The sequence below is a fragment of the Streptomyces sp. enrichment culture genome (assembly GCF_964272855.1).
Classification (GTDB): Bacteria; Actinomycetota; Actinomycetes; order Streptomycetales; family Streptomycetaceae; genus Streptomyces.
On sequence record NZ_OZ186847.1, the window covers coordinates 1,570,857 to 1,589,546 of the forward strand.

Genomic DNA, 18,690 nt, shown 5'->3' on the forward strand with positions numbered 1-18,690 from the left:
GACACCCGAGGTCATAGATGACTGAGCGTCAGAAGGACCGGCCGTGGCTCATGCGCACGTACGCCGGTCACTCCACGGCCGAGGCGTCCAACGAGCTGTACCGGCGCAACCTCGCCAAGGGCCAGACCGGCCTGTCGGTGGCGTTCGACCTGCCGACCCAGACCGGCTACGACTCCGACCACATCCTCGCCCGCGGCGAGGTCGGCCGGGTCGGGGTTCCGGTCGCGCACCTCGGTGACATGCGCCGGCTGTTCCAGGACATCCCCCTGGAGCAGATGAACACCTCGATGACCATCAACGCCACGGCCATGTGGCTGCTGGCGCTCTACCAGGTCGTCGCGGAGGAGCAGGGCGCGGACATCACCAAGCTCCAGGGCACGACCCAGAACGACATCGTCAAGGAGTACCTGTCCCGGGGGACGCACGTCTTCCCGCCGGGCCCCTCGCTCCGCCTGACGACGGACATGATCGCGTACACGGTGTCCCACATGCCGAAGTGGAACCCGATCAACATCTGCAGCTACCACCTGCAGGAGGCGGGCGCCACACCGGTGCAGGAGATCGCGTACGCGATGTCCACCGCGATCGCCGTCCTGGACGCGGTGCGCGACTCCGGCCAGGTGCCGCAGGAGCGCATGGGCGACGTCGTCGCGCGCATCTCCTTCTTCGTCAACGCGGGTGTCCGCTTCATCGAGGAGATGTGCAAGATGCGGGCGTTCGGCCGCATCTGGGACAAGATCACGCGTGAGCGGTACGGCATCGAGAACCCCAAGCAGCGCCGCTTCCGCTACGGCGTCCAGGTCAACTCCCTCGGCCTGACCGAGGCGCAGCCGGAGAACAACGTCCAGCGCATCGTGCTGGAGATGCTGGCGGTGACGCTGTCCAAGGACGCCCGCGCCCGCGCCGTCCAGCTCCCCGCCTGGAACGAGGCGCTGGGCCTGCCCCGCCCCTGGGACCAGCAGTGGTCGCTGCGCATCCAGCAGGTGCTCGCCTACGAGAGCGACCTGCTGGAGTACGAGGACATCTTCGAGGGCTCGAAGGTGATCGAGGCGAAGGTGGAGGAGCTGGTCGCCGCCTCCCTCGCGGAGATCGACCGCATCCAGGAGATGGGCGGCGCGATGGCCGCCGTCGAGTCCGGCTACCTCAAGTCGCAGCTCGTCTCCTCGCACGCCGAGCGGCGCGCGCGGATCGAGTCCGGCCAGGAGAAGATCGTCGGCGTCAACGCCTTCGAGTCGACCGAGCCGAACCCGCTGACCGCCGACCTCGACACGGCGATCCAGACGGTCGACCCGGCCGTCGAGGCCCGCGTCATCGCGTCCCTGCAGCACTGGCGGGACACGCGGTACCAGCCGCCGTTCAACCACCCGCGCCCCTGCAAGGCGCTGGAGCGGCTGAAGGAGGCCGCGAAGGGCACCGACAACCTCATGGAGGCCACCCTGGAGTGCGCCCGCGCCGGCGTCACGACCGGCGAGTGGGCCGGGGCCCTGCGCGAGGTGTTCGGCGAGTTCCGGGCGCCCACGGGCGTGTCGTCGGCGCCGGTGGCCGTCCCCGCCGAGGAGGGCTCCAAGCTGGCCGAGGTGCGCCGCAACGTGGAGCTGACCGCCCGGGAGATGGGCGTCGGCAAGCTGCGCTTCCTGGTCGGCAAGCCGGGCCTGGACGGCCACTCCAACGGCGCCGAGCAGATCGCCGTGCGGGCCCGTGACGCGGGCTTCGAGGTGGTCTACCAGGGCATCCGGCTCACGCCGGAGCAGATCGTGGACGCCGCCCTCGCCGAGGACGTGCACGCGGTCGGCCTGTCGATCCTCTCCGGGTCCCACGCGCAGCTGGTGCCGGACGTGCTGGACCGGCTCCGTGTGGCCGGTGCCACAGATATACCCGTGATCGCAGGTGGCATCATCCCGAACGGTGACGCCGAACAGCTGCGTGCCGCCGGAGTCGCCGCGGTCTTCACCCCGAAGGACTTCGACATCACCGGGATCATCGGCCGCATCGTCGACGAGATCCGGAAAGCGAACAAGCTCGACCCCCTGGAGGTCCCCGCATGACCGTCAACCGTCTGCGTCCCCGCCGTTCCTGCCTGGCGGTGCCGGGAAGCAACCCGCGCTTCCTGGAGAAGGCGCAGGGCCTCCCGGCGGACCAGGTCTTCCTCGACCTGGAGGACGCGTGCGCGCCGCTCGCCAAGCCCGAGGCGCGGCACACCATCGTGAAGTTCCTGAACGAGGGCGACTGGACCGGCAAGACGCGCGTGGTGCGCGTCAACGACTGGACGACCGAGTGGACGTACCGTGACGTCGTCACCGTCGTCGAGGGCGCCGGCCAGAACCTCGACTGCATCATGCTGCCGAAGGTCCAGGACGCCCAGCAGATCGTCGCGCTGGACCTGCTGCTGACGCAGATCGAGAAGACGATGGGCTTCGAGGTCGGCAAGATCGGCATCGAGGCGCAGATCGAGAACGCGCAGGGCCTGAACAACGTCAACGAGATCGCGCAGGCCTCCCAGCGCGTCGAGACGATCATCTTCGGCCCGGCCGACTTCATGGCGTCGATCAACATGAAGTCGCTGGTCGTGGGCGAGCAGCCGCCCGGCTACCCGGCGGACGCCTACCACTACATCCTGATGAAGATCCTGATGGCCGCCCGCGCCAACAACCTCCAGGCGATCGACGGCCCCTACCTGCAGATCCGCAACGTCGAGGGCTACCGCGAGGTCGCGCAGCGCGCCGCCGCGCTCGGCTTCGACGGCAAGTGGGTGCTGCACCCGGGCCAGGTCGAGGCGTCCAACGAGATCTTCTCGCCGTCGCAGGAGGACTTCGACCACGCCGAGCTGATCCTGGACGCGTACGACTACTACACGTCCGAGGCGGGCGGCAAGAAGGGCTCCGCGATGCTCGGCGACGAGATGATCGACGAGGCCAGCCGCAAGATGGCCCTGGTCATCTCAGGCAAGGGACGCGCCGCCGGCATGCAGCGCACCAGCAAGTTCGAGATCCCGGAGGCGTGACGGCGATGCAGTTCGGACGCACCTACGAGGAGTTCGAGGTCGGGGCGACGTACAAGCACTGGCCGGGCAAGACGGTCACGGAGTACGACGACCACCTGTTCTGTCTCCTCACCATGAACCACCACCCGCTCCACATGGACACGAACTATGCGGAGAAGACGACGGACTTCGGCAAGAACGTCGTCGTCGGGAACTACATCTACTCCCTGCTGCTCGGCATGAGCGTGCCGGACATCTCCGGCAAGGCGATCGCCAACCTGGAGATCGAGTCGCTCAAGCACGTGGCGCCGACCTTCCACGGCGACACGATCTACGGCGAGACGACCGTGCTCGACAAGTGGCCGTCGAAGTCGAAGAACGACCGCGGCATCGTCTACGTCGAGACCAAGGGCTACAAGCAGGACGGCACCCTGGTCTGCGTCTTCCGCCGCAAGGTGATGGTGCCCACCGAGACGTACATCAAGGAGCGCGGCGGCGAGCAGCCGGGCCGCCCGGAGCTGAAGCAGCAGGAGAAGTAGAGATGGCCCGTCTCGCCCAGACCGCCGGTCTGACCGACGTCCAGCAGGAGATCCTCTCCACCGTCCGCGACTTCGTGGACAAGGAGATCATCCCGGTCGCGACCGAGCTCGAGCACCGCGACGAGTACCCGCAGCAGATCGTGGACGGCCTGAAGGAACTGGGCCTCTTCGGCCTGATGATCCCCGAGGAGTACGGCGGTCTGGGCGAGTCCCTCCTGACGTACGCCCTCTGCGTCGAGGAGATCGCCCGCGGCTGGATGTCGGTCTCCGGCATCATCAACACGCACTTCATCGTGGCGTACATGCTCAAGCAGCACGGCACGCAGGAGCAGAAGGACCACTTCCTGCCGAGGATGGCGGCCGGCGACATCCGCGGCGCCTTCTCGATGTCCGAGCCCGCCCTGGGCTCCGATGTGTCGGCCATCACGTCCAAGGCGGTCAAGGACGGCGACGAGTACGTCCTCAACGGCCAGAAGATGTGGCTGACGAACGGCGGCACGTCGTCCCTGGTGGCCGTGCTGGTGCGAAGTGACGAAGGACACCCCGAGGGCACCGCGCCGCACAAGTCCATGACCACCTTCCTGGTCGAGAAGGAGCCCGGCTTCGGCGAGGTCCGCCCCGGCCTCACCATCCCGGGCAAGATCGACAAGATGGGCTACAAGGGGGTCGACACCACCGAGCTCATCATGGACGGCCTGCGGATTCCCGCCGACCGGGTGCTCGGCGGGGTCACCGGACGAGGTTTTTACCAGATGATGGACGGCGTCGAGGTCGGCCGTGTCAATGTCGCGGCCCGTGGTTGCGGCGTCGCGCAGCGTGCGTTCGAACTCGGTGTCCGGTACGCCCAGCAGCGTCACACTTTCGGCAAGCCGATCGCCCAGCACCAGGCCATCCAGTTCAAGCTGGCGGAGATGGCTACCAAGGTGGAGGCCGCTCATGCCATGATGGTGAACGCAGCGCGCAAAAAGGACTCCGGGGAGCGAAACGACCTCGAAGCAGGCATGGCGAAGTACCTCGCCTCCGAGTACTGCAAGGAGGTCGTGGAAGATGCCTTCCGGATCCACGGCGGCTACGGCTTCTCCAAGGAGTACGAGATCGAGCGCCTCTACCGCGAGGCACCGATGCTGCTCATCGGTGAAGGTACCGCCGAGATCCAGAAAATGATCATCGGACGCAGGCTGCTCGAAGAGTATCGGTTCCAGGGCTGATTGTCCGGAAACGGGGTGTTTTCTTCGAGAAGAAGATCACACCCCGTAGGCACTCTTCGGCCGCCGACTCGGCTTCCTGCCTTACCCAGTTGTGGCGGTTAGCCGCTACGATCGCCGGAAAGCCGCCGTCCCCCGTCAGAAGCGCGGCATCATCCGCTACGAAGGTCATCCATGCCCCACAGCCAAACCTCTGCACCTCGCGACAGCCGGGCCGGCGTACGCCTCGCGCGCGGAGCATCGCCGTGGCTTCTCCCGACCGTCGCCACCGCAGCACTCAGCCTGGCCAAGGCCCGCCGCTCCGGCGTGGCCAAGGCCGTCGCCGTTCCCGCCACCGCGCTCGCGGCGGGGATGCTGTGGTTCTTCCGCGACCCCGAGCGCGAGATCACCCAGGGCCGGGTCATCTCGCCCGCCGACGGTGTGGTGCAGAGCATCATGCCGTGGAAGGACGGGCGCACCCGCGTCGCGATCTTCATGAGCCCGCTCAACGTCCACGTCAACCGCGCGCCGCTGGCCGGCACGGTGACGTCCGTGGAGCACGTCCCCGGTGGCTTCGTTCCCGCTTTCAACAAGGAGAGCGAGAACAACGAGCGGGTCGTGTGGCACTTCGACACCGAGCTGGGCGACATCGAGATGATCCAGATCGCCGGCGCGGTGGCCCGCCGTATCGTCCCCTACATCCCGCAGGGCACCAAGGTCGAGCAGGGCGAGCGGATCGGTCTGATCCGCTTCGGCTCCCGCGTCGACCTGTACCTGCCCGAGGGCGTCGAGGTCGCGGTGGAGGTCGGCCAGAAGACAGTGGCTGGGGTGACTCGCATTGACCGTGACTGATCCGGAGGCGCAGCCGGGCTGGGTCCCGGAGGCGGTCGAGGACGACGAGGAGGAGATGCCGCTCTCGCTCCGCCTGTCGATAGCGGACACGCTCACCCTCGGCAACGCCACCTGCGGCTTCATGGCGGTGTACTTCACCACCACCGGCATCCTGATCCCGCACCTCACCGGCAGTGAGGAGACCGGCATGGCCCGCCACAGCGCGGCCACGGCGGTCATCCTGATGCTGTGCGCGGCGGTCTTCGACCTGTTCGACGGCCTGGTGGCGCGCAAGCTGCGGTCGTCGCCGATGGGCGCGGAGCTGGACAACCTCTCCGACCTGATCAGCTTCGGCCTGGCCCCGGCGTACTTCGTCCTGGTCTACGGCATGGTCGCGAACGACGCGCACCAGCGGGTGGCGGCGGTCGGCGCGATCGTCGTGCTGCTGGCGGTGGTGCTCAGGCTCGCGAGATTCTCCTGCGTCACGATGAAGGACGGCATGTTCCAGGGCATGCCGAGCCCCTTCGGCGCGCTCACGGTGGTCTCCATCGTGCTGCTGGAGCTGCCCTTCGAGGCGACGCTGCTGGCCGTCCTCGGCACGGCGTGGCTGATGGTCAGCCGGGTCGAGTACCCGAAGCCGCGCGGCCCGCTGGCGGTGGCGATGCTGGCCTGGATCGTCTCCGCGATGGGTCTGCTCGCCGCCTGGGCCTTCGACGCCCCCGGCGGCCAGCTGCTGCTCCAGGCCGGCTGCGCGCTGCAGCTGGTCCTCGGCGCGGTGATCCCGCTGTTCGCCACGGCCCGCCGGGTGAACAACATCCGCGACAACCGGCGGGAGGCGCGGGCGGCGCAGCTGCCGTAGCGCTCCGCTGAGGGCCCCGGACCCGGGTTGGGTTCGGGGCCCTTCGCTTTTGTGTGCCCGGCGCTGGTGCGGGCCGTGCTGGGGGCTGCCGCCCCCAGGCCCCCGCTATCGGCCCCGAAGGGGCCTCGTCCTCAAGCGCCGGACGGGCTGGAACTCCGACCGGCGCCGAGGAAGTCGCGTCAGTTCAGGAAGTCCCGCGCGATGTGCTCCGCCACCCGCTCCAGGATCGGTCCGGCGTCGGCGATGCACTTCGCGACGTCCGGCTCCTCGTCCGTCAGCGGGTAGGCCCGGCGGATGCCGGCGGTGCCCAGCGTCTCGGGCGGCAGCGCGAGCCGTCCGCACACCGCGACGACCTCCTTGCCCGCCGTCCGCGCGGCGGCGGCGACACCCGCCGGCGCCTTGCCGTGCAGGGTCTGCTCGTCCAGCGAGCCCTCACCGGTGATCACCAGGTCGGCCCGCTCCAGCGCCGGGGCGAAGCCGAGCACGTCCAGCATGACCTCGATGCCGGGCCGGAACCGGGCGCCGACGAGCAGCGCGCCGTAGCCGATGCCCCCGGCCGCGCCCGCGCCCGGCGAGGCGGCGTACTCCGCGGCCCGCGGGCCGACACCGGGCGTCCGCGCCAGCACCTCGGCGAAGTGCGCGAGCGCCGCGTCCAGCGCCGCCACGTCGTCCGGGGAGGCGCCCTTCTGCGGGCCGTACACCGCCGGGGCGCCCTTCGGCCCGGTCAGCGGGTTGTCGACGTCGCTGGCGAGCACCAGCTCGACCTCCGCGAGCCTGGGGTCGAGCCCGGACAGATCGGCGGTGGCGAGCCCCGCCAGTCCCCCGCCGCCCGGCGCCACCGGCTCACCGTCGGCGTCCAGGAAGCGTGCGCCGAGCGCCGCCAGCATGCCGGCGCCGCCGTCCGTGGTCGCGCTCCCGCCGACGCCGAACACGATCGTGCGGGCCCTGGCGTCCAGCGCGGCCCGCAGCAGCTCACCGGAGCCGTGGGTGGAGGCGGTGAGCGGCGCGAAGACGCCGGCGGGCAGCCGCTGCAGTCCGCTGGCCTCGGCCATCTCCACGACCGCGGTGTCGCCGCGCAGGGCGTACGCGGCGGTCACCTCGTCGCCGAGCGGGCCCGCGACCCGGACCTCCCGGCGTTCGAACCCGGCGGCGACCGCCGCGGCCACGGTGCCGTCACCGCCGTCGGCCACGGGCAGCGCCTCGACCCGGACGTCCGGGACGATACGGCGCAGTCCCGCGGTCACCCGCTCGGCGACCTCCACGGCCGTGAGCGAACCCTTGAACTTGTCCGCGGCGATGAGCACCCTGCGGGCGCCGTCCAGTGCAGCGTCAGCCACCTTGCTTTTCCCCTTGCTCTCCGAGCCTTGCCCACGTCAAGGCAGTCGCGCCGCTGCGACCTTAACCTCAGGACGCCTCCGCCGTCATGCCCCTGCCCGCACCGTGGAACGCCCCGCGCGGGGCCGGTGGACGGAGCGGAAACGGGTAACCCGGTACCCATGACCCCTGTCGGCACCGAAGCGCCGGCCTCCGTGACCACCGCCGGGCCGGACCTCGCCGACCGCGTCCTCGGCGGCTGGCTGGGCCGGATCGCGGGCAACATGCTCGGCAAACCGGTCGAGCAGGGCGAGGTGTGGACGCGTGAGCGCATCGACCGCTATCTGCGCCTGACCGACGCCCTGCCGCTGACCGACTACCTCCCGGAGCCGCCCGCCGACCGGGACGGCCTCCCCGAGCTGCGGCCCGAGTGGCGGCAGTGCGTGCGCGGCCGCGTCCACGGCAGCTGCCGTGACGACGACGTCGACTACGCGATCCTCGGCCTGCACCTGCTGGAGGCCGACGGCTTCGGCTTCAGCACCGAGCAGGTCGGCGACCTGTGGCTGCTGCGACTGCCGTATCTGCAGACGTTCACGGCGGAACGCGCGGCGTACCGCAATCTCGCGAACGGGCTGCGACCGCCGCTGACCGCGACGTACGACAACCCCTATCAGGAGTGGATCGGCGCCCTGATCCGTGCCGACATCCACGGCTGGACGTGCCCCGGCGAGCCCGCTCGGGCCGCCTCGCTGGCCCGCCGGGACGCGGTGCTCTCCCACACCGGCAACGGCGTGTACGGCGCGATGTGGGCGGCGGCGCTGATCTCCGGCGCGTTCACCGCGCCCACCGTCCGGCACGCCCTCGACACGGCGCTGTCCGTCGTCCCGGCGAGCAGCCGCCTGGCCCGCGCGGTCCGCCGGGTGATCTCGCTCCACGACGCCGGCATGACCTGGGAAGGCACCCTGGCGACGGTGTCGGAGGAGACCGCCCGGCTGCACTGGATCCATGTCGTGCCGAACGCGGCCGTGCTCACCGCGGGGCTGCTGTACGGCGACGGCGACTTCACCCGCACCATCGCCCTCACCGTCCGCGGCGGCCTCGACACCGACTCCAACGGGGCCACCGCGGGCTCGGTGGCCGGGGTGCTGAACGGCGCCCGGGCCGTGCCGCCGCAGTGGACGGAGCCGCTGCGGGACACGGTGCGCTCCGCGGTCTTCGGCTTCGACGGGGTGCGCGTCAGCGAACTGGCGGAACGGACGGTGCGGTTGGCCGAGGCCCCGCACTGACGCCGCGCGGGGGTGGTGGAGCAGTCGGCCCGGCGCAGTGGTGCGCGGCGCCTTTCCGGGCCGTCTCGCGGCCGGACCCGCTGGTTACCCTTCCAGGATGACGAACTCCGATGACTTCGCCGCCTACATCGCCGGTCTGCCCCGCGTGCTCGCCGGGGCCGCCGCGCTCTTCCGGGACTCCGAGGGGCGGGTGCTGCTCGTCGAACCCAACTACCGGGAGGGCTGGGCGCTGCCCGGCGGCACCGTCGAGTCCGACGACGGCGAGACCCCGCGCCAGGGCGCCCGCCGGGAGACCGCCGAGGAGATCGGCCTGGACCGCCCGCTCGGCCGGCTGCTCGCGGTGGACTGGGTGCACGGCACGGCACGGCCGCCGCTGGTGGCGTACCTGTACGACGGCGGGGTGCTCGGCGAGGACGACCTCAAGGCGATCCGGCTCCAGGAGGAGGAGCTGCTGTCCTGGCGGCTCGTCCCGCGCGAGGAGCTCACCCACCACCTGCCGGACGCCCTGCGCCGCCGGGTGCTGGCCGCCCTGGACGTGCTGGCGGACGGCTCGGGCACGGCCGAGCTGGAGAACGGCCGGCGCGTGGAGTGAGCCCGCCGGCGCCGGGACGGGGGCGTTCGGCGCTCTCAGCCCTCGTCGCGGGGCTTGATGTCGACCTCGCGCAACGCCTCGTCGCGGGTGACGGTCCTGGCCTCGGTGCGGTGCCCGCGCTCGATGTAGTCGCGCAGGACCAGCTCCACGACGTCCTGGGGGCTGCCGACACCGGCGAGCACCATGGCTTCCACGACGAGTTCGGCGTCGAGCGAGACGGTGACCTTGGCCATGCGGGGGACCCTAACACCCCCGCCCGCGCTCGGATATCCGTTCGCGACCGCGCTCCGGCCGCCCTACGCTCACAGCATGAGCAAGCCCCTCGTCGCCCTCCTGACCGGCGCCGGCATCTCCACCGACTCCGGCATCCCCGACTACCGCGGCCCCAACGGGCTGTGGCGGCAGGACCCGGAGGCCGAGAAGCTGGTCACGTACGAGTACTACATGGGCGACCCGGAGATCCGCCGCCGCTCCTGGCAGATGCGGCGCCGCAACGAGGCACTGCGGCCCGAGCCGAACGCGGCGCACCGCGCGGTGGCCGAGCTGGAACGGTCCGGGGTTCCGGTGCGGGTGATCACCCAGAACGTGGACGGGCTGCACCAGCTCGCCGGGATGCCCGACCGCAAGGTGCTCGAACTGCACGGCACCGCGCGGAGTTACGTCTGTACGAAGTGTCATGCCCGCGGTGCCATGACGGACGCCCTGGCCCGGCTGGACGCCGGTGAGGCGGACCCGCCCTGCCTGGAGTGCGGCGGCATCCTCAAGTCGGCGACGGTGATGTTCGGCGAACGGCTCGACCCGGTGGTCCTCGCCGACGCGGTCGCCATCACCAAGGCCTGCCAGGTGTTCGTCGCCGTCGGCAGCAGCCTCCAGGTGCAGCCCGCCGCGGGCCTGGCCGGCATCGCCGCGGACCACGGCGCCCGCCTGATCATCGTCAACGCCGAACCGACGCCGTACGACGAACTGGCCGACGAGGTGATCCGCGAACCCATCGGCACCGCCCTGCCGGAGCTGCTGCGCAGACTCGCCGGTGAGGAGCGGGAATCCCAGCCGTGACCGATCTCCCTCACCTCCCGGACGACGACCGCGGCGGGCTCCGCATGGTCCTGGCGGTCCCGCTGGTCCTGCTCACCCTCATCGCCGGGTTCTTCTGCTGGTGCGCGCTGACCGTCCGGCCGAACGGCCCCTGGGACGACGGCGCGTACGCCGCGATCGTGCTGTCCTGCCTGCTCAGCGTGTCGGCCGCCGCCGCGGCGACGGCACTGTGGCTGCTTCCGTGGGTGCGGCGGGTCGCGGGATGGGCGTGGGTGACACCGGCGTTGGTGGTGGGTGGTGTGGCGGCGGTGCGCTGGGCGGTGCTGGACGGTTGACGCACCGCCGCCGGTGCGGTGGAGCGGCTGCCGGTGCTGTCAGAAGAGCGCCGTTCCGCGTTCGAAGTCCAGCAGGCGGCGTTTGCGGTCCAGGCCGCCGCCGTAGCCGGTGAGGCTTCCGTCGGCGCCTACGACGCGGTGGCAGGGGACGATGATGCCGACGGGGTTCCTGCCGTTGGCGAGGCCGACCGCGCGGGAGGCCTTCGGGTTGCCGAGGGCGTCGGCGAGCTGGCCGTACGTGCGGGTCTCGCCGTACGGGATGGTGCGCAGGTGTTCCCAGACGGTGCGCTGGAACGGGGTGCCGTGCAGGCGCAGCGGGAGGGTGAACTCGGTCCGCTCGCCCGCGAAGTAGGCCTCCAGCTGCTCCTCCGCCTCGGCGAATGGTCCGGTGGAGAGCCCGGTGGATGGCCCGGTTGCGGGCTTGCCGAAGGTGTCCTCGGATGGTCGGTGGCGCTGGTTCTCCATGTAGACGCCGCAGAGGACGCCGTCGTCGGCGACGAGGGTCAGAGGCCCGTAGGGGCTGTCGATCACGGTGTGCTGTCTCATGGAACGTCCCTAGACCGGAAGGAAGTTGATGGGGTGGCTGTCCGTCGCCCACAGGTACTGGACCGCGTAGGCCCGCCAGGGGCGCCAGGCCGCCGCGCGGGCGGTGAGCGCCGCCGGGGTGCCGGGCAGGCCCAGCTCGGCGGCGGCGCGGCGGATGCCGAGGTCGGTGGGGAGGAAGGCGTCGGGGTCGCCGAGGGCGCGCATCGCGATGACGTCGACCGTCCAGGGGCCGAAGCCGGGCAGCGCGAGGAGACGGGCGCGGGCTTCCGCCCAGTCACTCTCTACGCCCAAGTGGAGTTCTCCCGAAGCCAGTTCACCGACCAGGGTGGTGAACGTGGTGCGGCGGGTGCGCGGCATCGCCAGCGACTCGGGGTCGACGGCCGCGAGGGCGTCCGGCGACGGGAACAGGTGGGTGAGGCCACCCTCGGGGTCGTCCACGGTCTCGCCGTGCGCGGTGACCAGGCGGGCCGCGTGGGTGCGGGCGGCGGCCGTGGACACCTGCTGGCCGAGCACGGCCCGGACGGCGAACTCGGCCTCGTCGACCGTACGCGGGACGCGCCGCCCCGGCGCCTTGTCGACCAGCGGCGCGAGGACCGGGTCCGTGCGCAGCTGGTCGTCGATGGCGACCGGGTCGGCGTCCAGGTCGAGCATGCGGCGGCAGCGGCTGATCGCGACCGGCAGGTCCCGCAGGTCGCTGAGGGTGAGACGGCAGGCGATGTGGTCGGGCTTGGGGGTCAGCGCGGCGATGCCGTGGCCGTACGGGAGGCGCAGGGTGCGGCGGTAGGCGCCGTCCCGCCACTCCTCGACGCCGGGGACGGCGGTCGCGGCCAGGTGGCCGAAGAGGTTGTCCGGGTTGAGGGGAGCGCGGAAGGGGAGGCGGAGGGAGAGCGCTCCGGGGGTGCCGGCGGGAGTCCCGGGGCTGGGGCTTCCGGCTGGCGTCCCGGGAGTTCCGGCAGCGGTTCCGGCGGGGCGCTTCCCGGCGGTGCGGGTGCGCAGTTCGCTCGGGGTGAGGGCGAAGACCTCGCGGACGGTGTCGTTGAAGGTGCGGATGGAGGCGAAGCCGGCGGCGAACGCGATGTCCGCCATCGGCAGCTCCGTCGTCTCGATGAGCAGGCGGGCCGTCTGGGCGCGCTGGGCGCGGGCGAGGGCGAGAGGGCCGGCGCCCAGCTCGGCGAGCAGCTGGCGTTCGATCTGCCGGGTGCTGTAGCCGAGCCGGGCGGCGAGGCCGGGGACGCCGTCGCGGTCCACGACCCCGTCGGCGATCAGCCGCATGGCGCGGGCGACGAGGTCGGCACGCTGGTTCCACTCCGGGGAGCCCGGACTGGTGTCCGGGCGGCAGCGTTTGCAGGCCCGGAAACCGGCCTGCTGGCAGGCGGCCGCGCTCGGGTGGAACACCATGTTCTGCGGCTTGGGCGGCACGACCGGGCAACTGGGCCGGCAGTAGATCCCGGTGGTCAGGACGGCGGTGAAGAACCAGCCGTCGAAACGGGCGTCCTTGGACTGAACGGCGCGGACACAGCGCTCGGTGTCGGTGTGCATCCCCATCTGCATGCGTCCAGCATCCGGCACCGGACGCATGCGGGCTGGCGAGAATCCGACATCAACCTCGGCTGTCCTGGGCTGTCCCGGATCGCCACGCGGACTCGCGCAGCAGCCGCAGCCCGTTGAGGCCGACCAGCACGGTCGAACCCTCGTGACCGGCGACGCCGAGCGGCAGCGGGAGGTGGCCGACCAGGTCCCAGACGACGAGGACGGTGATGAACGTGCCGGCGATGACCAGGTTCTGCTTGACCAGGCGCCGGGCGGTGCGGGAGAGACGGACGACCGCGGGGACGGCGGCCAGCTCGTCGCGGACGACGACCGCGTCGGCGGTCTCCAGGGCGAGGTCGGAGCCCGCGCGGCCCATGGCGACGCCTGAGTGGGCGGCGGCGAGGGCGGGAGCGTCGTTGACGCCGTCGCCGACGAACAGCACCTTGCGGCCGGTCTGCTGGATTTCGTATACCGCCTTCACCTTGTCCTCGGGCAGCAGCTCGGCGCGGACGTCGCTGAGCCCGGTGGCCTCGGCGACACGGGCGGCGGTGTCCGCGTTGTCCCCGGTCAGCAGGACGGGGGCGGTGCCGGTGAGGGCGGTGAGGGCGGCCGTGGTGGCTGGGGCGTCGGGGCGCAGGCGGTCGGTGAGGGCGAGGGTGCCGAGGGGGATGCCGTCGCGGGTTACGGTAACGACGGTGGTGCCGCGGGGGTGTTCTCCGGATACGGCATCCCGCGTGCTGCATACAGAATCCCGGTCTCCGTGTACGGAATCCCGCACACGACCGACCGTCACCCGTCGACCGTCCACCGTCGCCGCAACCCCCTCCCCCGGGGTCGCCAAGAAGTCCTCCGCCACCGCCACCGGCAGCTCCCGAGCCCGCGCCGCCGCCACGATCGCCCGCGCCAGCGGATGCTCGCTGGGGTTCTCGGCCGCCGCGGCGAGGGCGAGCAGCCGGTCCTCGTCGAGCCCGGAGTCCGGCAGTGGCCGTACGGCCGTGACCTCCGGGGTGCCTTCGGTGAGGGTGCCGGTCTTGTCGAGTGCAGCGGTGTCGATCTCGCCGAGGCGTTCCATCGCGACCGCCGACTTGACGAGGACGCCGTGGCGGCCGGCGTTGGCGATGGCGGACAGCAGCGGCGGCATGGTGGCGAGGACGACCGCGCACGGTGAGGCGACGATCATGAAGGTCATCGCGCGGAGCAGGGCGTCGGTGAGGGCCTCGCCGAACAGCAGCGGGATGCCGAAGACGGCGAGCGTGGCGGCGACCACGCCGACCGCGTAGCGCTGTTCGATCTTCTCGATGAACAGCTGGGTGGGCGCCTTGGTGCGGGACGCCTCCTCGACGAGGGTGACGATCCGGGCGATGACGGAGTCGGCGGGGTCGCGTTCGACGCGGACGCGCAGCGAGCCGGTGCCGTTGAGGGTGCCGGCGTAGACCTCGTCGCCGGGGCGCTTGACGACCGGGAGGGGTTCGCCGGTGATGGTGGCCTGGTCGGCCTCGCTGACGCCGTCCAGGACCGTGCCGTCGGCGCCGATGCGCTCCCCGGGGCGGATCAGCAGCACGTCGCCGACGGAGAGGTCGGCGGTCGGGACGGTGTCCTCGGTGCCGTCGTCGCGGATCCGGGTCGCGGTGGTGGGGGCGAGGTCGAGCAGGCCGCGTACGGAGTCGGCGGTGCGGGCGGTGGCCAGGGCCTCCAGGGCGCCGGACGTGGCGAAGATGACGATCAGGAGGGCGCCGTCGAGGACCTGGCCGATGGCGGCCGCGCCCAGCGCGGCGACGATCATCAGCAGGTCGACGTCGAGGGTCTTCTCGCGCAGGGCGCGCAGCCCTTCGAGGGCGGGCTCCCAGCCGCCGGCGACGTAGGCGACGGTATACGGGATCCCGTAGACCCAGCCGGGCGCGCCGCCCAGGTCCAGGGCGAGCCCCAGCAGGAAGGCGATCAGCGCCGCGAGCGCCCAGCGGGCCTCGGGGAGGGCGAGGACGCGGGTGCGGCGGCGGGGTGCCCGCGAGGTGCGGGCAGGGGTCGGTTGGGGAGCAAGAGTCGCTGACACGCGGCCCACCATACAGGAACACATGAAGACTCCTTCATGCGTTCATATGCGGTCGGTAAGATATCCGCCATGGGTCATGGAGCCGTCACCACCGCGCAGAACGCCCCCGAGCGAGTCCGTATCGACGCGGACAACGTCGCGAAGGTGGCCACCACGCTCCAGGCCCTGTCCACCCCCTCCCGGCTGCTGATCCTCGCCCGGTTGCGCGAAGGGCCGCTGCCGGCCACCGAGTTGGCCGCCGAGGTCGGCATGGAGCAGTCGGCGTGCTCGCACCAGTTGCGGCTGCTGCGCAATCTGGGCCTGGTCGTGGGCGAGCGCCGGGGCCGGTCGGTGGTGTACGCGCTGCACGACCACCATGTCGCCGAGCTCCTCGACCAGGCCGTGTACCACGTGGAGCATCTGCGCCTGGGGATCAGCGACGCCGCGGAGTAGGCGTCGCCGTCCGGGACGCCAGTGCCCAGAGGACGAACACGTCGATCACCATCAGGACGAGGGACCACAGGGGCGCGTACGGCAGGAAGAGGAACTGCGCCACCAGGCCGACCGCCGTGAGGACGATGCCGGTGAGGCGGGCCCAGGCCGCGCCGGTGAGCACGCCGCAGCCGGTGGCGGCGACGAGGGCGCCCAGGACCAGGTGGATCCAGCCCCAGCCGGTGAGGTCGAGCCCGTAGAGGTAGGAGCCGATCCGGCCGTAGACGTCGTCCTGGGTGATCGCGGCGATGCCCTGGAGCGCGGCGAGGACTCCGGTGCACAGCAGCAGCACCCCGGCGAGGACGGCGCCGCCGGAGGCCCAGCCGTCGTCCTCGTGCGGTGCCGGGCTCCCGGCAGGGCGCCGACGCCGTTCGGCGGTCCAGGCGGTGCCGATCTCGCCCTGCGGCGGGTTCTCCTGACTCATGCGGGCTTCCTTTCGGTGTCCCCCGGATACGCGACGCCCCCCGGTGAGATGCGGCAGGGCATGGGCGAGGACCGTGTCCGCCCGCGACGACGACCCGGCCGGCGTCAGAAGTTGATCATGTGTCCGGCGAGCCCGTGCACGGCCTCCTTCACGGCCTCGCCCAGCGTCGGGTGGGCGTGGACGTTGCGGGCCACCTCGTGGACGGTGAGGTCCCACTGCTGGGCCAGGGTCAGCTCGGGCAGCAGCTCGGTGACGTCCGGGCCGATGAGGTGGCCGCCGATCAGCTCGCCGTACTTGGCGTCGCTGATGAGTTTCACGAAGCCGGTGCTGTCGCCGAGGCCGTGGGCCTTGCCGTTGGCGGTGAAGGGGAACTTGGCGACCTCGACGTCGTGGCCGAGGTCGCGGGCCTGGGCCTCGGTGTAGCCGAAGCTGGCGATCTGCGGCTGGCAGTAGGTGGCGCGCGGGATCATCGCGTAGTCGAGTTCCATGGTCTCGGCGCCGGCGATGGTCTCCGCCGCGACCACGCCCATGGCCTCGGCGGCGTGCGCGAGCATCAGCTTCGCGGTGACGTCGCCGATGGCGTAGATGTGCGGGACGGAGGTGCGGCAGCGGGCGTCGACGCCGATGGCGCCGCGCTCGGTGACCTCGACCCCGGTGTTCTCCAGGCCGTAGCCCTCGATGTTCGGGGCGAAGCCGATGGCCTGGAGGACCTTGTCGGCCTCCAGCACCTGCTGGGAGCCGTCCTTGGCGGTGACGGTGACGCGGACCCGCGGGCCGGACTCGTCGATGGCGTCGACGCGGGTGGAGGTGAGCACGTCGATGCCGAGGCGGCGGTACTGCTTGGCGAGTTCGGCGGAGACGTCGGCGTCCTCGGTGGGCGCGACGCGGTCCAGGAACTCGACGACGGTGACCTGCACGCCGTAGTTGTGCAGGACGTAGGCGAACTCGATGCCGATGGCCCCGGCGCCCGCGACGATGATCGACCCGGGCAGGTCCTCGGCGAGGATCTGCTCCTCGTACGTCACCACGCGGGCGCTGCGTTTGGTGCCGGGCAGCAGTTTCGGGGTCGCGCCGGTGGCGATGACGCAGTTGTCGAAGCCGATGGTGCGGGTGGTGCCCTCGTAGTCGGTGACCTGGAGGGTGTTCGCGTCGAGGAAGGTGCCGCGGCCGTCGAACTCGGTGATCTTGTTCTTCTTCATCAGGTAGTGGACGCCCTTGACGCGGCCGTCGGCGACCTTGCGGCTGCGGCGGTAGGCCTCGCCGTAGTCGAAGGTGATCGGCGCGTCCGACCGGATGCCGAAGGTCTTCGCCTCGCGGGTGACGATGTGCGCGAGTTCGGCGTTGCGCAGCAGGGCCTTGGTGGGGATGCAGCCGACGTTCAGGCAGACCCCGCCCCAGTACTTCTCCTCGACGACGGCGACGCGTCGGCCCAGCTGGGCGGCGCGGATGGCGGCGACGTACCCGCCGGGGCCGGCGCCGAGTACGACGACGTCGAAGCGTTCGTCCTGCTCGTCCATGCGCAAGGTCCCTTTCGGTGCGGTGCGAGCGGTTCCAGTCGGATTGTTCCGTCCCGCACCGCGGCCCGCCACCGGCCGCCGCGCGGTCAGCGGCTCGGGGCGGCCCGGCTGATGTCGGCGAGCGCGGAGTGCGGGTCCTCGGTGGTGGCGAGATCGCCGAGGCTGATCATGCCGATGGGGCAGCCGCCGTGCTCGACGACGGGCAGCCGGCGTACCGCGTACCGGCGCATCAGCTCGACGGCGTGGTCGGTGGTGTCCTCGGGGGCGAGGGTCACCACGGGCGGCCGGGTGCACAGCGAACCCACGGTGGTGACCTTGGGGTCGCGGCCCTCGGCGACGCCCCGGACGGTGATGTCCCGGTCGGTGAGGACGCCGAACAGGTCGCAGTCGTACGCCACGAGGACGTCGCCGATGTTCTGCTCGCGCATCACCACGGCGGCCTCGGTGAGCGTCGTCATCGGTTCGACGGCTGCCGCGCCGGGCGACATCACGTCGCGTACGTACCTGGTCATGGGGTGCCTCCTAGCCGCCGTGCAGTGCTTTCAGGACGTCGTCGTCGGTGAGCTGGTCGAAGTCCTCGTACCAGAGGCCGACCGCGTGGAAGGGGCTGGGCCTCAGCAGGCACACCACGTCGTCGGCGTCGCCGCGCAGCAGTTCGGCCGCCTCCGCGGAGCACACCGGCGCGGCCACGACGATCCGCTCCGGCTGCGCTCCGCGCACGGCGTGCACGGCGGCCCGGGCGGTGGCGCCGGTGGCGAGTCCGTCGTCGACGAGGATGGCGGTGCAGCCGGCCAGTTCGGGGGCGGGCCGGCCCTGCCGGTAGCGTTCCTCGCGGCGGCGCAGCTCGGCGCGTTCCCGGGCGACCACGGGGGCGAGGTCCTCCTCGGTGAGCCCGGCCTGGTCCAGGGACCGCTGGTCGAACAGCGGGGGCTCGTCGCCGGCGATGGCGCCGACCCCGAACTCCTCGTGGAACGGTGCCCCGATCTTGCGTACGACCAGCACGTCGAGCGGTGCGCCGAGGGCCCGGGCGACCTCCTGGGCCACCGTGACGCCCCCGCGGGGGAGGGCGAGGACGACAGGATGCGGGAGGAGTCCCTTCTCCTGAAGGATGCGCAGGTGTTCGGCCAGTTCCTGGCCGGCGTGTGTGCGGTTGTGGAAACGCGTGGTCATGTGCCCCGCCCCCGTCCGGTCGCCCTC

Annotated in this window: 20 protein-coding genes; 11 read left to right on the plus strand and 9 right to left on the minus strand. The window is 71.6% G+C overall.

Translation table 11 applies throughout. The features are described 5' to 3' along the window. Positions 1 to 17: 17 nt before the first annotated feature. The 6 genes from ACSU6L_RS06785 (at position 18) to pssA (ending at position 6,393) form a co-directional block, all read left to right on the plus strand. A complete protein-coding gene (locus ACSU6L_RS06785; protein ID WP_437054528.1) occupies positions 18 to 2,045 on the plus strand; it encodes a protein meaA in 2,028 nt (675 codons plus the stop codon). Then, on the plus strand, positions 2,042 to 3,001 hold the full coding sequence (locus tag ACSU6L_RS06790) for an HpcH/HpaI aldolase/citrate lyase family protein (RefSeq protein ID WP_073942562.1): 960 nt from the start codon (positions 2,042 to 2,044) through the stop codon (positions 2,999 to 3,001). The genes ACSU6L_RS06785 and ACSU6L_RS06790 overlap by 4 nt, the downstream gene beginning before the upstream one ends. 5 nt (positions 3,002 to 3,006) lie before the next feature. Further along, on the plus strand, positions 3,007 to 3,519 hold the full coding sequence (locus ACSU6L_RS06795; RefSeq protein WP_019757884.1) for a MaoC family dehydratase: 513 nt from the start codon (positions 3,007 to 3,009) through the stop codon (positions 3,517 to 3,519). 2 nt (positions 3,520 to 3,521) lie between these two features. Further along, positions 3,522 to 4,727: an acyl-CoA dehydrogenase family protein gene (locus ACSU6L_RS06800; protein ID WP_437054531.1), complete on the plus strand. Its 1,206-nt coding sequence runs from the start codon at positions 3,522 to 3,524 to the stop codon at positions 4,725 to 4,727. Between the two features lie 171 nt (positions 4,728 to 4,898). After that, a complete protein-coding gene (locus ACSU6L_RS06805; RefSeq protein WP_073942560.1) occupies positions 4,899 to 5,555 on the plus strand; it encodes a phosphatidylserine decarboxylase in 657 nt (218 codons plus the stop codon). Then, complete coding sequence (pssA, locus tag ACSU6L_RS06810; protein WP_073942559.1) at positions 5,542 to 6,393, plus strand: CDP-diacylglycerol--serine O-phosphatidyltransferase; 852 nt, start codon at positions 5,542 to 5,544, stop codon at positions 6,391 to 6,393. The genes ACSU6L_RS06805 and pssA overlap by 14 nt, the downstream gene beginning before the upstream one ends. 179 nt (positions 6,394 to 6,572) lie before the next feature. On the opposite strand, the gene ACSU6L_RS06815 is transcribed toward pssA, so the two are convergent. Further along, positions 6,573 to 7,715, minus strand: a complete 1,143-nt coding sequence (locus ACSU6L_RS06815; protein ID WP_437064801.1) for a glycerate kinase — start codon at positions 7,713 to 7,715, stop codon at positions 6,573 to 6,575. A gap of 174 nt (positions 7,716 to 7,889) precedes the next feature. Here ACSU6L_RS06815 and ACSU6L_RS06820 point away from each other — a divergent pair, with 174 nt between their 5' ends. Together ACSU6L_RS06820 and ACSU6L_RS06825 are read left to right on the plus strand one after the other, a co-directional pair. Beyond that, on the plus strand, positions 7,890 to 8,993 hold the full coding sequence (locus ACSU6L_RS06820; RefSeq protein ID WP_437054534.1) for an ADP-ribosylglycohydrolase family protein: 1,104 nt from the start codon (positions 7,890 to 7,892) through the stop codon (positions 8,991 to 8,993). Between the two features lie 97 nt (positions 8,994 to 9,090). Beyond that, positions 9,091 to 9,585: an NUDIX domain-containing protein gene (locus ACSU6L_RS06825; RefSeq protein ID WP_437054536.1), complete on the plus strand. Its 495-nt coding sequence runs from the start codon at positions 9,091 to 9,093 to the stop codon at positions 9,583 to 9,585. A gap of 35 nt (positions 9,586 to 9,620) precedes the next feature. Here ACSU6L_RS06825 and ACSU6L_RS06830 read toward each other — a convergent pair whose 3' ends face one another. Further along, on the minus strand, positions 9,621 to 9,818 hold the full coding sequence (locus tag ACSU6L_RS06830) for a type II toxin-antitoxin system VapB family antitoxin (RefSeq protein WP_437054538.1): 198 nt from the start codon (positions 9,816 to 9,818) through the stop codon (positions 9,621 to 9,623). Positions 9,819 to 9,894: 76 nt separating this feature from the next. Between ACSU6L_RS06830 and ACSU6L_RS06835 the strand changes: the two genes are divergently transcribed. Then, on the plus strand, positions 9,895 to 10,641 hold the full coding sequence (locus ACSU6L_RS06835; protein WP_437054540.1) for an SIR2 family NAD-dependent protein deacylase: 747 nt from the start codon (positions 9,895 to 9,897) through the stop codon (positions 10,639 to 10,641). After that, positions 10,638 to 10,955, plus strand: coding sequence for a hypothetical protein (locus tag ACSU6L_RS06840; protein WP_437054542.1), 318 nt, complete (start codon positions 10,638 to 10,640; stop codon positions 10,953 to 10,955). Before ACSU6L_RS06835 ends, ACSU6L_RS06840 begins: the two co-directional genes overlap by 4 nt. A gap of 39 nt (positions 10,956 to 10,994) precedes the next feature. Here ACSU6L_RS06840 and ACSU6L_RS06845 read toward each other — a convergent pair whose 3' ends face one another. From ACSU6L_RS06845 to ACSU6L_RS06855, 3 genes are read right to left on the minus strand one after another with little or no spacing between them, the layout of a single operon-like run. Next, positions 10,995 to 11,501: a methylated-DNA--[protein]-cysteine S-methyltransferase gene (locus ACSU6L_RS06845; RefSeq protein WP_437054544.1), complete on the minus strand. Its 507-nt coding sequence runs from the start codon at positions 11,499 to 11,501 to the stop codon at positions 10,995 to 10,997. Positions 11,502 to 11,510: 9 nt separating this feature from the next. Beyond that, complete coding sequence (locus ACSU6L_RS06850; protein ID WP_437054546.1) at positions 11,511 to 13,052, minus strand: DNA-3-methyladenine glycosylase 2 family protein; 1,542 nt, start codon at positions 13,050 to 13,052, stop codon at positions 11,511 to 11,513. Positions 13,053 to 13,101: 49 nt separating this feature from the next. Continuing rightward, positions 13,102 to 15,093 (minus strand): heavy metal translocating P-type ATPase, encoded by a 1,992-nt coding sequence (locus ACSU6L_RS06855; RefSeq protein ID WP_437064802.1) that lies wholly within the window; start codon positions 15,091 to 15,093, stop codon positions 13,102 to 13,104. 57 nt (positions 15,094 to 15,150) lie between these two features. Between ACSU6L_RS06855 and ACSU6L_RS06860 the strand changes: the two genes are divergently transcribed. Next, positions 15,151 to 15,513, plus strand: a complete 363-nt coding sequence (locus ACSU6L_RS06860) for an ArsR/SmtB family transcription factor (RefSeq protein ID WP_073942737.1) — start codon at positions 15,151 to 15,153, stop codon at positions 15,511 to 15,513. On the opposite strand, the gene ACSU6L_RS06865 is transcribed toward ACSU6L_RS06860, so the two are convergent. The 4 genes from ACSU6L_RS06865 to ACSU6L_RS06880 all read right to left on the minus strand — a co-directional run bounded on the left by ACSU6L_RS06865 (position 15,494) and on the right by ACSU6L_RS06880 (position 18,663). Then, positions 15,494 to 15,976, minus strand: a complete 483-nt coding sequence (locus ACSU6L_RS06865; RefSeq protein WP_437054548.1) for a DUF7144 family membrane protein — start codon at positions 15,974 to 15,976, stop codon at positions 15,494 to 15,496. The two genes, ACSU6L_RS06860 and ACSU6L_RS06865, sit on opposite strands and share 20 nt — an antisense overlap. Before the next feature lie 104 nt (positions 15,977 to 16,080). Then, on the minus strand, positions 16,081 to 17,493 hold the full coding sequence (lpdA, locus tag ACSU6L_RS06870; RefSeq protein ID WP_437054550.1) for a dihydrolipoyl dehydrogenase: 1,413 nt from the start codon (positions 17,491 to 17,493) through the stop codon (positions 16,081 to 16,083). An 86-nt stretch (positions 17,494 to 17,579) separates the two neighbouring features. Beyond that, a complete protein-coding gene (locus ACSU6L_RS06875; protein ID WP_437054552.1) occupies positions 17,580 to 18,005 on the minus strand; it encodes a CBS domain-containing protein in 426 nt (141 codons plus the stop codon). A gap of 10 nt (positions 18,006 to 18,015) precedes the next feature. Then, a complete protein-coding gene (locus tag ACSU6L_RS06880) occupies positions 18,016 to 18,663 on the minus strand; it encodes a phosphoribosyltransferase (protein WP_437054553.1) in 648 nt (215 codons plus the stop codon). Positions 18,664 to 18,690 lie beyond the last annotated feature (27 nt).